We start from the raw sequence: 14513 nt of genomic DNA, 5'->3' as shown, positions 1-14513 counted from the left end.
ACCCCGGACGCGACACGGTCCGTGGTCAGCGGGTATGGGGGGCGGGGTAGTTACGGGCGTTGCCCGGGGATTCCGGCATCGGTGACGGCGCAGCGTCTTCGGCCCTTGCGGTGCCGTGTACACGGGAGGTGCCTGCGCAGGCTTGTGACCGGCAGTCACCTGACGGTTCGCCAATTCGATTTAGGTCATGGGTCGGCATGGTTCGGGCGCCGCAGCCGCTAAAGCAAGAGCTAACGCAGACGGAATTCGATTGCGCACCCCCTGTAGGTGCATGAATCGCCACATAAGGTCGTCGTTATGCAGGCGAGATGTCCGGGGTGTTGACAGCGCATGACGGGTGGCGCAATCTCGTCACACCTTGCTAATCCGATTTAGCCGAACGGGGCTGATCCTCTGATGTCCGAACGCCGCGTGACCATGGCCGACGTTGCCCGCAGGGCGGGCGTCTCGCCGACGACCGCGTCGTTCGCCCTGTCGGGCCGGACCGATATGCGTATCTCCGACGCCTCCCGCGAACGAGTCCTGGAGGCCGCCCGGGACCTGGGCTACCGCCCGAACGTCACGGCGCGCAGTCTGCGGACGAAGTCCACCCAGACCATCGGGCTCGTATCGGACCGGATCACCACGACCCCGTTCGCCGGCGAAGTGATCCGCGGGGCCATGGAGGCTGCCCGGGAGCGGGACCACCTGCTGTTCATCACCGAGGCGGGCGGCGATCGCGCCGCCGAGTCGTCGCTGGTCCACGCGCTGCTGGACCGGCAGGTCGACGCGGTGGTCTACGCGTCCATGTTCACCCGGTACGTGACCCCGCCCAAGGAACTGTTCGGGCGCCGCGTGGTCCTGCTGAACTGCCTGGCCCCCGACTTCGACGCACCCTCCGTCGTCCCGGACGAGTTCGAGGCCGGACGGGATGCGGCCCGGGCGCTGCTGGCGGCCGGTCACAGTGAGGGCATCTGGGCGATCGGCGGCCACCAGGCCGTGCCGGCCACCCCTGAGGGAATCATCGCCGGCAACGAGCGCATGCGCGGTCTGGAGGAGGTCCTGCGCGAGGGCGGGGCGCGGCTCGAGGGCGTCATCGAGTGCGACTGGGACACGCTCGACGGCCACCGTGAGGTGTCCGCCCTGCTGGCAGCGGGCCACCGGCCCCGTGCCCTGGTGTGCCTGGCCGATCGCGTGTCCTTCGGCGCCTACCAGGCGCTCGGGGAGGCAGGTCTGTCGGTGCCCGGCGATGTGTCGGTCATCTCGTTCGACGACCAGGACATCGCCTCCGTGCTGCGTCCCGCGCTCACCACGCTCCGGCTGCCGCACTACCGGCTCGGACACCTCGCGATGGAGTTGATCCTCCGCCCGGGCCCGCTCGAAGCAGTCGTGCACCGCGTGCCCATGCCGCTGCAGAGCCGCGCCTCGCTCGCCGCACCCACCAGCGGCTGACACCGGCTCCAGAAGACAGTCGTCCCGCCACCCGCACCGCTGATTCCGGGCGGGTGGCGGGACGGCCACCAAGAACAGCGACCGTCGTAACCGGTCGCCGAGGGCGGGTCCTGCAAGACCCGTCTCAGTGAGATGGAGGAACCTCATGCTGTTCAGAACACGACGCCTCGCTGCTGCCAGTGTAGCCGTCACGGCGGCGACCGCCCTGGTCGCCGGATGCACGTCCGGCAGCGCGAGCACGTCCGGCGCCAGCGGCGACACGCTGACGCTGTGGACGCACAACGCCGGAAACTCGGTGGAACTCGACGTCGTCAAGAAGATCATCAAGGACTTCAACGGCTCCCAGGACACCTACAAGGTCAAGCTCCAGGCGTTCCCGCAGAGCGACTACAACAACTCGGTCGTCGCGGCGGCCTCCGCCCGCAAGCTGCCCTGCCTGCTCGACGTGGACGGCCCCAACGTGGCGAACTGGGCGTGGGGCGGCTATCTGGACCCCATCGACGTCTCCGGCAGTGAAGTGCCCGTGCTCAGCCAGTTGGAGAGCACCGTCGGACGGTACGACGACAAGCTCTACGCGTTCGGCTTCTACGACGTCTCGCTGGCCTTCTTCGCCCGCAAGTCCGTGCTGAACGCGAACGGTGTCCGTGTCCCCACCATGGCGAAGCCCTGGACGAAGGCCGAGTTCGACGCGGCGCTCGCCAAGCTGAAGAAGAGCGGCAAGTTCGATTACCCGCTGGAGATGGGCACCGGCGGCACCGGCGAGTGGTGGTCCTACGGCTACTCCCCGCAGCTGCAGAGCTTCGGCGGGGACCTGATCGACCGTGGCGACTACAAGACGGCCTCGGGCACCCTCGACGGCGAGAACGCCGTGGAGTGGGCCAGCTGGTTCCACTCGCTGGTGGCCAAGGAGTACATGGCGAAGAAGTCCGGAGCCGACCCCAACAAGGACTTCCTGGCCGGCAAGAGCGCCATCCAGTGGGACGGCAGCTGGAACGCGGCCAAGAACGCCGAGAAGCTCGGCGACGACCTGGCGATCATCCCGCCGGTGGACTTCGGCGACGGGCCCAAGATCGGCGGCGCCTCCTGGCAGTGGGCCATGAGCTCAACCTGTTCCAACAAGGCCGGCGCGCAGGCGTGGCTGAAGTTCTCCCGCCAGACGAAGTACTTCGTCGACTACGCCAAGGCCACCAGCACCATCCCCGCCACCGACGACGCGGCGCAGCAGATCGCCGACTACCAGCCGGGCGGCAAGTTCGACGTGCTGGTCCAGTTCGCGCGCAAGTACGCCATGGTGCGCCCCGCGACCCCGGCCTACCCCTACATCTCCACCGAGTTCGAGAAGGCGTCCAAGGACATCCTGGCCGGCGCCGACCCGAAGAACGCTCTCGGTCAGGCCGCGAAGAGCATCGACAACAACCTGAAGACGAACAACTACTACTCCAACTGACCCGTCCGGTCCGGTTCGGGCGCCACCACGCCGCCCGAACCGGACCGATTCCCTGGAGATACCGTGCCCACCATGTTCGCAGCCCGCGAGCGGCTGCGTCCGGTCCGGCGAACCCGAACGACCAACGCCCGTCGCCGTGAGAGCTTCACCGCCTTCGGCATGGCCATCCCGGCCGTCGTGCTACTGATCGTCTTCCTCGTTGTACCGGTCGCCCTGGCCTTCACTCTGGCGTTCACCGACGCGAGACTCGTCTCACCCACCCCGGCCCGTTTCGTGGGCCTGAGGAACTTCACCCTGCTCTTCCAGGACCCGACCTTCTACAAGTCCCTGCGCAACACGGCCTACTTCGCCGCCGTCGTCGTCCCGCTCCAGGCCGGACTCGCGCTGGTGCTGGCCCTGCTGGTCAACGCCAAGGTCCGCGGCGTCAACTTCTTCCGTACCGTGTACTTCCTGCCGGTCGTCACCTCGATGGTCGTGGTGTCCCTCCTGTGGACCTTCCTCTACCGGGAGGACGGACTGGTCAACCACGTCCTGTCCACGCTCACCCTCGGCCATGTCGAGGGACCGGACTGGCTGGGCGACCCGGCCACCGCGATGCCCGCCATCATCCTGATGTCCGTGTGGCAGGGCGTCGGCTTCCACATGATCATCTGGCTGGCCGGGCTCCAGACCATCCCCGCCGAGCTGTACGAGGCGGCGGATCTCGACGGAGCCACCCGTTGGCACCGCTTCCTCCACGTCACCTGGCCGGGACTGCGCGCCACCCGCACGTTCGTCCTCGTCACCATCACGATCGCGGCGCTCAGCCTCTTCACCCAGATCAGGGTGATGACGCAGGGCGGCCCGCTCGACTCCACCACCACCGTCGTCTACCAGGCGGTGCACAGCGGCTACGACCAGCAGCAGACCGCCTACGCGGCGGCCGTCTCGCTGATCTTCTTCGTGCTCGTCCTGAGCGTGTCCCTCGTCCAGCGTTTCCTGACCCGGGAGAAGGACTGACATGACTTCCTTCCTCAAGCACCTCGGCGGCCACACCGGCCGCATCGTCCTGGCCCTGGTCTTCGCACTGCCACTCGTCTTCATGTTCGTCTCGTCGTTCAAGCCGGACGACCAGATCTTCGGCGACCTGGACTCCCTGCGCGCCTTCCTGCCGGTCGGGGCCCTGTCGCTGGAGAACTACACCGCTGTGTTCGAACGCGTGCCGGCGGCGCGGTTCCTGCTGAACTCCGTGCTGATCTCCTCGATCACCGTGGTGCTCGGCATCGTCGTCAACAGCATGGCCGCCTTCGCCCTGTCACGGATGCGGTGGCCCGGCCGCAAGCTCGTCCTGACGGCGATCATCGCCACGCTCATCGTGCCGTTCGAGACCTTCGCGCTGCCGCTGGTCTGGTGGGTCAACCAGCTTCCGCTCCTGAACGTCAACGGATTCCACCTGGAGTGGAGCACCGGCTGGATGGACACCTACCAGGTGCAGATCCTGCCGTTCGTCGCCAACGCCTTCTCGGTCTTCTTCTTCCACCAGTACTTCCAGAGCATTCCCAGGGAACTGGACGAGGCGGCCATCGTGGACGGCGCCGGCTGGTTCACCATCTACCGCCGGATCGTCATGCCGCTGTCCGGCCCGGCCGTCGCCACCGTGGCGATCCTGACCTTCCTGCCGGCCTGGAACTCCTACCTGTGGCCGCTGATGGTCGTGCAGAGCGAGGAACTGCGGCCCGTGATGGTGGGCATCTCCTACTTCTTCCAGCTGAACGTGGGATGGGGCCAGATCATGGCGTACTCCTCCATGATCACCGTGCCGATCCTGGCGCTCTTCGTGGCGTTCCAGCGCTCCTTCGTCAACAGCATCGCCTCCAGCGGCGTCAAGGGCTGACCCGCGGCACCACCACGCCGCTCGCCCTCCCCCTGATGACTTCCGTGTGCTCCGCGCACCCCGAGAAAGGCCCTGTGTGTCCGCGTTGCCTGCCGACCCCCATCTCCCGGCCGTACATCTGCGACCGCCCCGCAACTGGATCAACGACCCCAACGGGCTGGTCTTCCACCGCGGTCACTACCACGTGTTCTTCCAGTACAACCCGCACGGACCGCAGCACTCGAACGTGCACTGGGGCCACTTCCGCAGTCCTGACCTGATCAACTGGGAGCCCCTCCCCGTCGCCCTCGCCCCCACACCCGACGGCTATGACGCCGACGGCTGCTTCTCGGGCAACGCCGTCTCCGTCGACGACCGTATGGTGGCCTTCTACTCCGCCCACCGAAACGACCGCTGGTGGCAGCCCATCACCACCGCCGAGTCGCAGGACAACGGACGCACCTGGTCCAAGCGCCCCCACCTGCTCATCCCTGAGCCCCCTGCCGGCACCACCATGTACCGGGACCCCTACGTCTGGCGGCAGGACGACCGCTGGCGGATGCTGGTCGGCTCCGCACTCGACGACGGCCGCGCCGCGGCACTGCTGTACGAGTCCGACGACCTGGAGAACTGGGCGTACCTCGGCCCCTTCCACACCGGCGACGCCGCGGCCGGCACCGGCCCGATCGGCTGGGAGTGCCCGCAGTACGCGACGTTCGGCGACCGGAGTGCGCTGATCGTCAGCGACTGGACTCCGCGGAACGGCCCCAGCCACACCACCGTCCACACCGGCCGCGAGAGCGACGGCCGCTTCGTGGCGGACTCGCCCCCTGCCCCGCTGGACCACGGCCCCGACTTCTACGCCCCCGCGCTGCTGAAGGCTCCCGGGGACGACGAACGGTGGCTGTTGTGGGCGTGGGCGTGGGAGGCGCGTGACGACGCCTGGGCGCATGGGGCGGGCTGGGCAGGTGTCCTCACCCTTCCCCGTGAGGTGAGCCTGACGGCCGGAGGAACGGTCGCCCAACGCCCCGCTCGCGAAGTGCTTGCTCTGCGAGGTGCGCGCACACTGCACCGAACCGGACACGTCACACAGGGCGAGCCGGTCGAGCTCGGCCAGGTCAGCCCCAGCTTCGATCTGACCGCTGTCCTCGTTCCCGACGCCACGGGGACGAGCGGGCTGCGCCTGGTCACCTCCGCAGACGGTTCCGAACACCTCGACATCCTTCTGGATCCAGCGGCCGGGCACCTCGTCGTCGACCGCAGTCACGCGTCGCTCGACAGACGAGCCAGGGGAGGCTCGTACACCCTGCCCCACCCGGCCATGAAGCGCTCCGGCAGTCCCGTCGGACTCCGCGTGATCGTGGACCGTTCGATAGCCGAGATCTACCTGGCCGACGAACAGGTCCTCACCTTGCGGTTCTATCCACTGGGTGAAGGGCCGTGGCGGCTCCAGGCCCGTACGACGGGCACGCTGGGCAGCGAATTCGCGGTCGAGTCCTGGGACCTGGCACCGGCGGACGCCCTGAGAGAGCCGACTCCGGCGGGCCGGGGATGAGCGCCGGACGGCCGAGTCCCTGCCTGACCGGGCACGCCTGACCCGACCCGCTCACCGCGGTGCCCACCGTCCCTCGGTGCCACGACCGTCACGACCGTCACGACGAGGTTCGTCGAGGTTCGGGGGTCCGGGCGGACCGGCGTACCGGCCCGCGCCGCCTCCGTGCTCCTGCCCCTACGAAGCGGTGAGTTCGCCCGATCCCCGGACGATCAGCCTGGTGGGGACGGTGAGGGTGCGGGCGCGGGAACGGTCGCCGTCCAGGCGTGCCAGGGCGGTCTCCGCCGCCTTCCGGCCGATCTCTTCGGGGTCCTGGGCCACGACGGTCAGGGCGGGTTCGAGGGCTTCGGCGAGTGGCACGTCGTCGAAGGCGACCACGGCGACGTCCTTCCGCTTGATGCGGGCCAGTTCGGCGACCACTCCCAGCGCGACGATGTTGTTGCCGGCGAACAGAGCGGTCGGGGGATTCGCCGACTCCAGCAGGCGCGAGGTACAGACGGAGGCCGCGTCCTGGTCGTGGGCGTTGATGACCAGGGCGCGGTCGTGGGGGAGACCTGCTTCCGCCAGGGCCGAGCGGTATCCGGCCAGGCGTTCACGGCGGGTGTAGAGGTTGGTGGGGAGGTCGCCGACGAAGCCGATGCGCCTGTGGCCGTGGGCGATCAGGTGGGCGACACCCTCGTGTGCGCCCGCGAGGTTGGAACTGACGACGCTGTCCGTGGTCAGCCCGGCTCCAGGCCGGTCGACGAAGACGACGGGCAGCCCCGTGCTCCGATGGCTCCGCAGGTGCGCATGGTCGGAGCCGACGGACGGGATCACCATCAGGACGCTGATACGACGGGCGAGGAACGTGTCGGTCAGTCCCCGTTCGCGTGCGGGTTCGTCCGCGGAGGACCCCATGAGCAGGGTGAGGCCGCGGTCCCGCACGACGTCCTCGATGCCGCCGGCCACCGCTCCGAAGAAGGGGTTGCCGAGGTCGGGCACGACGAGCCCGATGGTCGTGTCGGGTCCTCCGACACGGATGTTGCGGGCCATCAGGTTCGGCTGGAAGCCGAGTTTGGCCACGGCGGCGAGCACCTGTTCCCTGGTCCGGGCCGAGGCGGGTCCGTCCTCGTTGAGCACCCGGGAGACCGTCTTGGCGCTGACGCCTACTTCTCGGGCGACGTCGGCCAGGGTGGGGCGGCGGTTCGCTGCCATGGAGCGGAGGTCTCCCTGTGCTCGTCGGTTCCGGCCGCGGCCTCGGCCGGAACCTGTGAGGGTGTCGTCGGATGTCAGGTGGCCCGGACTCCCGCTGCCTTGGCGGCCTCGGAATCCGCTACGACAGTACCTCCGGCATCGTCGAGGGTCAGCGCGCCGGTCATGATGGCGACGACTTCGGCCATGCTGTGGTCGGAGGGCTTGATCACGGCGGCGCGGCGGCCCAGCCGGTGGACGTGGATCCGGTCGGCGATCTCGAAGACGTGCGGCATGTTGTGGCTGATCAGGACCACGGGCATGCCCTTGTCGCGGACCCGGCGGATCAGGTCGAGGACCTGCCCCGACTCCTTGACGCCGAGGGCGGCGGTGGGCTCGTCCATGACGACGACGCTGCGCGCCCAGGCGACGGAACGTGCGACGGCCACCGCTTGCCGCTGCCCGCCGGAGAGGGTTTCGACCGCCTGCGTGAGCGAGCGCAGTCCGATCTTGAGGTCGGCCATGTGCTCCGCGGCCTCCTGGCGCATGCGCTTCTTGTCCAGCATGCGGAAGGCACTGCCGAGGACGCCGGGCCGGCGCAGTTCACGTCCCAGGAACATGTTCGAGGCGATGTCCATCGAGGCGGCCACCGCCAGGTCCTGGTAGACGGTCTCGATGCCATGGGCGCGCGCGCTCTGCGGCCCTGTGAAATGGATGAGTTCGCCGTTGAGGCGGATCTCGCCCGCGTCCGGTGCCACCGCACCGGTGAGGGCCTTGATCAGGCTGGTCTTGCCGGCTCCGTTGTCGCCGATGACCGCGAGGACCTCGCCGGGCATCAGGTCGAAGTCGGCGCCGTCGATGGCGGTGACCTGCCCGTAGCGCTTGACCAGACCGCGGGCCTGGAGCACGGGGGTGGGAGTGGTGGTGGTCATCGGGCCTTCCTCCGGGACAGCTGGTCGACGGTCACCGCGAGGATCACGAGGATCCCGGTGATCAGGGTCTGGTAGATGGAGGCCACACCCATCAGTTGGAGGCCGTTGCGGAAGACACCGACGATGAGCACACCGATGAAGGTGCCCAGGACCGAACCGCGACCGCCGAAGAGGCTGGTGCCGCCGAGGACGACGGCCGTGATGCTGTCGAGGTTCTCGGTCTGTCCTGCCTGCGGGTCGCCCACCCCGGTGCGGGAGATGAGCAGCAGGGCGGCCAGGCCGTACAGCACCCCTGCCACGGTGTAGATGCCGATGGTCAGGCGGGAGGTGCGGATGCCGTTGAGGCGTGCGGCCTCCTGGCTGTTGCCCAGGGCGTAGACGTGCCGGCCCCATCCGGTGCTGCTGAGGGCGTAGGCCAGGAGCAGGAAGAGGACGATGGTGACCAGCGAGCCGTAGGTGATGTCCGTGCGGCCGAGCGGGAAGGTCTCCCCGAGGGCGGTCAGCGGGCCGGGCAGGCTGGTGACGGTCTGCTCTTCGGAGTAGATGTGCGTCAGGGCGAACGCCACGTTGAGCATGCCGAGCGTCACGATGAACGGCGGCAGCGGGATCTTCTGGACCAGAAGCCCGTTGAGAAGTCCGAAGCCGCCGCAGACGACCAGGCCCAGGGTGATGGCGAGGAGCGGCGGCAGGGTGCCCTCGGCCGCCATCTTGGCGATCACGATGCTGCCGAACGCCATCACGGCACCGCACGACAGGTCGATGCCGGCCGTGAGGATGATCAGGGTCTGGCCGATGGCGAGGGTGCCGACGACCATGACCTGCTGCACGATCAGCGAGAAGTTCCCGCCCGTGAGGAACTGGTCCGTGGACAGGGAGAAGAACGCGCAGGCGAGGAGGAGGGCGGCCAGTGGGCCGGTGGTCGGCGCGGTGAGGAGTCTGCGGGCCGTGGCCGGCGTCTTCAGCTCGGCATACGGCGCGGTGGAGGCTGTCATGCGAAGTCCTTGTCGGAAAAGCAGAGGTCCTCGGGGGAGGACGGACGGGGGCGGCCGCCCCGATGGGGGACAGGGCCGGCCACCCCGACAACGGGTTTCGGACGGCGGCTGCTCGGGCGGAGGGCGACTCAGCCCCAGCAGTTGTCCAGGCCGTAGGCGGTGTCCTTCGACGCGGCCCCTGCCTGCGTCTTGTCGGTGATCAGGCTGACGCCGGTGTCGGTGTAACCCGTCGCCTTCTTGCCGTCCTTGGCGTACTTCACGACGGCCCCGACACCTTCGGCGGCCATCTTCAGCGGGTACTGCTGGGAGGTGGCGCCGATCTTGCCGTCCTTGACCGCCTGCGTCCCGGTGCAGCCACCGTCGACGGAGACGATCAGGACGTCCTTCTCCCGGCCCTTGGCCTTCAGCGCGGTGTACGCGCCGAGCGCGGCCGGCTCGTTGATGGTGTAGACGACGTTGATGCCGGGTGCCTTCTGCAGGCAGTTCTCCATCGCGGTCTGGCCTTTTGCCTGGTCGCCTCCGGTGTCCTGGGAGCAGACGATCGCCGGGTCCTTTTCGCCGATGCCGAAGCCCTTGAGGAAGCCGTTGTGCCGCTGGACCCCGACGGCGACGCCCGGCGCCAGGTCGAGGGTGGCGATCTTGGCCGCCTTGCCCTTCATCGAGGCTTTGGCGTAGGCGCCGATCAGCTCCCCGGCCCGGAGGTTGTCGGTGGCGAACAGGGCGTCGACCGCGCTCTCGGGGTCGGTCGGGGAGTCCAGGGCGATGACCAGGATTCCCTTGGCGCGGGCCTTCTCGAGGGCGGGCACGATCGCCTTGGAGTCGCTGGGAGTGATCAGGATTCCCTTCACTCCGGCGGCGACCATGTTCTCGATCGCGGTGACCTGTCCGGCGTTGTCCCCGTCGAACTTGCCGGCCGAGGTGATCAGTTGGGCACCGCTGTCCTTGGCGGCCTTCTCCGCGCCCTCCTTCATCTTCACGAAGAACGGGTTGGTGTCGGTCTTGGTGATCAGGCCGACCTTGACGCTGCCCGAGCCGTCGCCCGCGGAATCCGATCCGGAGCCGGATCCGCAGGCCGTCAGGGTGAGAGCCGCGACACCCAGACATGCGGCGACTCTGATCAGGGAGGTGGTCGGACGAATGGTGCGAGGCATGAACGGCTCCTGCGGGATCGCGTGCGGCTCGGCCGGCATCGAAGCATGCCGTCCCGGGTGTCATCGTTGACTTATGTCATCGTTGACACTGCTTGCCGAGGATGATGGACTCCGTCTCCCGGGCACGTCAATGCCTTGCCGCTGTTACAAATCGGCAACGTCCCCGGCCGTCGCTCACCCGCAGCCGCAACGCCCGTGTCGCGACGTACTCGGTTTGGCCCGTCCGTTCGTCAGAGAAGAGCAGTCCATGAGTCCGCGTCAGATCACCGTCCTGGGCGAATGCGTCGCGGACGCGTTCGCCCGGCCCGCAAGCGCTCCGCACGAGCTCGACCTGCATGTACTGCCGGGTGGCGGGCCCGCGAACACGGCCGTGGCCCTGGCTCGCCTGGGCACTCCGTCCCGCCTTCTCGCACGGCTGTCCGGGGATGTGTTCGGCCGGCTGTTCCGGGCTCACCTCGAGGCTTCGGGAGTGGACCTGTCTCACGCCGTCGTGGCGACGGAGCCGAGCACGTTGGCGGTGGCGGAGCTGGACGCCCAGGGGCAGGCCGCCTATGCGTTCCACGCGCAGGGAACGGCCGACTGGCAGTGGTCGAGTGCCGAACTGGCCGGTGTGGACCTGTCCTCCACCGCTTGTCTGCACACGGGTTCGCTCGCCCTGGTCCGGGAGCCGGGAGCGGCGGCGGTGGAGGAGTTCCTGGCAGCGGCCTCGTCCCGGGCCACCATCAGCATCGATCCCAACGTCCGGCCGCTGCTGGTGGATCCCGAGACCTACCGTGCGAAACTGCGGCACTGGTGCGACCTCGCGGACATACTCCGGCTGAGCGAGGAGGACCTCGGGCTCCTGCTGCCGGAAACGCCCCTGGATCAGGCGTGCGACGTCTGGCACGCAGCCGGCGCACGGCTCGTCGTGGTCACGCGTGGCGCCGAGGGCGCGCTCGTCTCGCTGGACGGAGAGCGGGTGCACGTGCCGGCCGTGGCGACGCGGGTCGTCGACACGGTCGGGGCGGGTGACTCCTTCACGGCGGGTCTGCTGCACCACCTGGGCGCGCGCGGACTTCTCGGGGGGCGGCTGACCGGCCTCCGTGTGGGCGAGGTGGCGGAATCCTGTCTGTTCGCCGCCCATGTCGCGGCCCTGACCTGCTCGGTCGCCGGTCCGAACCCTCCGTGGCAGAGCCAGCTTCCGCAGTACGCCCTGTGACGGGCGGTGCGGTCGAGCCGGGGGAACCGTGTCCCAGCCGTTGACGCGTCGGCCGGAATGCGTCCATCATCGGCCCACCCAATGTCATCGCTGACATAAGTCAACGATGACACTCACGGCCGACGCGGCGCCACGGCGTCGGCAGGGCCTCCCCTTTTCGTTCCGTCCGCGCGCCGGGAAGCACCCGGCTGCGGAAACGGCCGCAGCCCAGGAGACACCATGACCTCAAGACGCGTATCCCGGCATGCCCGCACGCGGATGATCGCCGCGACGGCGACCGTATGTGCCCTGTCCGCCGCCCTGTTGACGCCCCAGGCCGTCGCCTCCGGAACCCGGCCCTACACCGAGACCTACCGGCCCCAGTTCCACTACACGCCGCAGAAGAACTGGATGAACGACCCCAACGGACTGGTGTACTACAAGGGCGAATACCACCTCTTCTACCAGTACAACCCCAACGGCAACTCCTGGGGCGACATGTCCTGGGGGCACGCGGTGAGCACCGACCTCATGCACTGGAAGGAGCTGCCGCTCGCCCTGTCCCACGACGACAACGAGATGGTGTTCTCCGGCAGCGCGGTCATCGACTGGAACAACACCACCGGCTTCGGCACGAAGAAGAACCCGCCCATGGTGGCGATCTACACGAGCTACGACAAGAGCACCGGCACCCAGGCCCAGTCGCTCGCCTACAGCAACGACCGCGGACGGACGTTCACCAAGTACGACGGCAATCCCGTCATCGACATCGGCTCCAAGGAGTTCCGCGACCCCAAGGTGCAGTGGTACGCGCCGACCAGGAGCTGGCTGATGACGGTGTCGCTCTCCACCGAGCACAAGGTGCGGTTCTACTCCTCGAAGGATCTCAAGAACTGGGACCTGCTCAGCGAGTTCGGGCCGGCCGGGGCGACGGGCGGCGTATGGGAATGCCCCGACCTGTTCCCCCTCGCGGTCGACGGGAACAAGAAGAACATCAAGTGGGTCCTGGTCGTCAACATCAACCCCGGCGGAATCGCCGGCGGTTCGGGCGCCCAGTACTTCGTCGGTGACTTCGACGGCACGAAGTTCACCGCCGACGACAAGGGCTCCTACACCCCGCCCACCGGCACCGTCATGCAGGACTTCGAGAACCCGGACTTCGGCACATGGACGGCTGCCGGCACCGCATTCGGCCAAGGGCCGGCGGCCGGGGCGCTGACGGGGCAGGGACCCGTCAGCGGCTTCGAGGGCAAGGGACTCGCCAACAGCTTCCACGCGGGTGACGGCGGCACCGGAACCCTCTCCTCGCCGCCCTTCACCGTCGACAGCCCGTACCTCAACTTCAAGGTCGCCGGCGGACGCCACCCCCACCAGGACGGCACCGTGCAGGAACGAGGGCCCGTGCCCGAGGGGACGACCCTCGCAGACTTCGAAGGCGGCAGTTACGGCGGCTGGACGGTGACGGGCGACGCTTTCGGAACCGCCCCGGCCACCGGCGCTCACGCGGGCCAGCAGGAGGTCACCGGCTTTCTCGGCGGTGGTCTGGCCAACTCGTTCCTGAACGGCGACGCCACGACCGGCAGCCTCACCTCGCCGGAATTCACCATCGACCAGGACTACGTCGACTTCCTCATCGGCGGCGGCAACCATCCCGCACGTCAGGCCGAGCCCACCGCCGTCGAACTCCTCGTCGACGGCCAGGTGGTGCGCAGCGCCACCGGACACGACGGTGAGGCACTCAACTGGGACTCATGGGACGTCCGCGAACTCATCGGCAAGAAGGCGCAGATCAGGATCGTCGACGAGAACACCGGCGGATGGGGCCACATCAACGTCGACCACATCGTGCTCTCCGACACACGGGCCCAGCCCGTCTCCCGGGAGACCGCCGTCAACCTGGTCGTCGACGGCAAGGTCGTCGGCAGTGCCACCGGGGCCGACAGCGAGACGCTGGACTGGGCCTCCATCGACATGCGCGCCTACGCCGGCAAGAAGGCACAGATCCAGATCGTCGACATGAACACCGGCGGCTGGGGCCAGATCATGGCCGACCAGTTCACCGCCGCGGCGACGCCCGCGAAATCGGCCGTGCAGCGTGCCGACTGGGCCGACTACGGCAAGGACTACTACGCGGCCGTGTCCTGGGAGGACGCACCGGGCGACCAGCGGCACATGATCGGCTGGATGAACAACTGGGAGTACAGCGGTTCCCTCCCCACGTCCCCCTGGCGCAGCGCGCAGAGCCTCCCTCGCCAGATGGCCCTGCGCACCGTGGACGGCCGGATCAAGCTGACCAGCGAGCCGGTGAACAGCCTGACATCCCTGCGGGAGGGCCGCCCGGTGGCGTCGGCCGGCACCACGGTGACCAGCACGTCACGGCCCATGGGCCGCGGCGCGGCCAAGGGCAAGGCCCTCGACATCGAGGCGTCCTTCTCCCTCAAGGACGCCGAACGGTTCGGCATCAAGGTGCGCACCGGTGCCAACGGAGAGGAGACCGTCATCGGATACGACACCACGACGCAGGAGTTGTACGTCGACCGGACCCGGTCCGGCGCCGTGGACTTCAGCGACACCTTCGCCGGCGTCCAGCGCGCGCCCCTGCACGCCGTGAACGGCAAGGTGAAGCTGCGGATCATCGTCGACTGGTCATCCGTCGAGGTCTTCGGCGGCAGTGGCGAAGCGGTGATCACGGACCAGGTCTTCCCCGATCCCTCCAGCCAGGGAGTGGAGGTCTTCGCCGAGAACGGATCGGTGAAGCTGGACCACGCCCGCGTCTGGCACCTCGAATCCTCGCGGAAGTGACGCCGGT

Annotated in this window: 11 protein-coding genes; 7 read left to right on the top strand and 4 right to left on the bottom strand. The window is 68.5% G+C overall.

Annotation, left to right across the window (positions count from 1 at the left end; genetic code table 11):
• Positions 1–396 precede the first annotated feature (396 nt).
• From EAO72_RS03195 to EAO72_RS03175, 5 genes are all read left to right on the top strand, one after another.
• A complete protein-coding gene (locus EAO72_RS03195) occupies positions 397–1431 on the top strand; it encodes a LacI family DNA-binding transcriptional regulator (protein WP_261991290.1) in 1035 nt (344 codons plus the stop codon).
• Positions 1432–1576: 145 nt separating this feature from the next.
• Entirely contained in the window at positions 1577–2878 is a 1302-nt protein-coding gene (locus tag EAO72_RS03190; RefSeq protein ID WP_148015685.1) for an extracellular solute-binding protein, read from the top strand.
• A 72-nt stretch (positions 2879–2950) separates the two neighbouring features.
• Positions 2951–3877 (top strand): carbohydrate ABC transporter permease, encoded by a 927-nt coding sequence (locus EAO72_RS03185; RefSeq protein ID WP_187284916.1) that lies wholly within the window; start codon positions 2951–2953, stop codon positions 3875–3877.
• A 1-nt stretch (position 3878) separates the two neighbouring features.
• Positions 3879–4751 carry a carbohydrate ABC transporter permease gene (locus tag EAO72_RS03180; RefSeq protein ID WP_148015683.1) on the top strand — a complete coding sequence of 291 codons (873 nt, stop codon included), beginning with the start codon at positions 3879–3881 and terminating at the stop codon, positions 4749–4751.
• Between the two features lie 76 nt (positions 4752–4827).
• Complete coding sequence (locus EAO72_RS03175; RefSeq protein ID WP_148015682.1) at positions 4828–6285, top strand: glycoside hydrolase family 32 protein; 1458 nt, start codon at positions 4828–4830, stop codon at positions 6283–6285.
• A gap of 174 nt (positions 6286–6459) precedes the next feature.
• Here EAO72_RS03175 and EAO72_RS03170 read toward each other — a convergent pair whose 3' ends face one another.
• From EAO72_RS03170 to EAO72_RS03155, 4 genes are all read right to left on the bottom strand, one after another.
• Positions 6460–7476 (bottom strand): LacI family DNA-binding transcriptional regulator, encoded by a 1017-nt coding sequence (locus EAO72_RS03170; protein ID WP_148015681.1) that lies wholly within the window; start codon positions 7474–7476, stop codon positions 6460–6462.
• A 74-nt stretch (positions 7477–7550) separates the two neighbouring features.
• Complete coding sequence (locus EAO72_RS03165; RefSeq protein WP_148015680.1) at positions 7551–8384, bottom strand: ATP-binding cassette domain-containing protein; 834 nt, start codon at positions 8382–8384, stop codon at positions 7551–7553.
• Positions 8381–9376 (bottom strand): ABC transporter permease, encoded by a 996-nt coding sequence (locus EAO72_RS03160; protein WP_148015679.1) that lies wholly within the window; start codon positions 9374–9376, stop codon positions 8381–8383. The genes EAO72_RS03165 and EAO72_RS03160 overlap by 4 nt, the downstream gene beginning before the upstream one ends.
• 128 nt (positions 9377–9504) lie before the next feature.
• Positions 9505–10527 carry a sugar ABC transporter substrate-binding protein gene (locus tag EAO72_RS03155; protein WP_148015678.1) on the bottom strand — a complete coding sequence of 341 codons (1023 nt, stop codon included), beginning with the start codon at positions 10525–10527 and terminating at the stop codon, positions 9505–9507.
• Positions 10528–10774: 247 nt separating this feature from the next.
• Between EAO72_RS03155 and EAO72_RS03150 the strand changes: the two genes are divergently transcribed.
• Positions 10775–11725: a carbohydrate kinase family protein gene (locus tag EAO72_RS03150; protein WP_148015677.1), complete on the top strand. Its 951-nt coding sequence runs from the start codon at positions 10775–10777 to the stop codon at positions 11723–11725.
• 219 nt (positions 11726–11944) lie between these two features.
• Positions 11945–14506 carry a glycoside hydrolase family 32 protein gene (locus EAO72_RS03145; RefSeq protein WP_148015676.1) on the top strand — a complete coding sequence of 854 codons (2562 nt, stop codon included), beginning with the start codon at positions 11945–11947 and terminating at the stop codon, positions 14504–14506.
• The last annotated feature ends 7 nt before the right edge of the window (positions 14507–14513 follow it).

Source organism: Streptomyces sp. OR43 (assembly GCF_008042275.1).
Classification (GTDB): Bacteria; Actinomycetota; Actinomycetes; order Streptomycetales; family Streptomycetaceae; genus Streptomyces.
The sequence above is the reverse complement of the archived record's forward strand: the minus strand, read 5'-3'. Positions and strand labels throughout refer to the sequence as shown.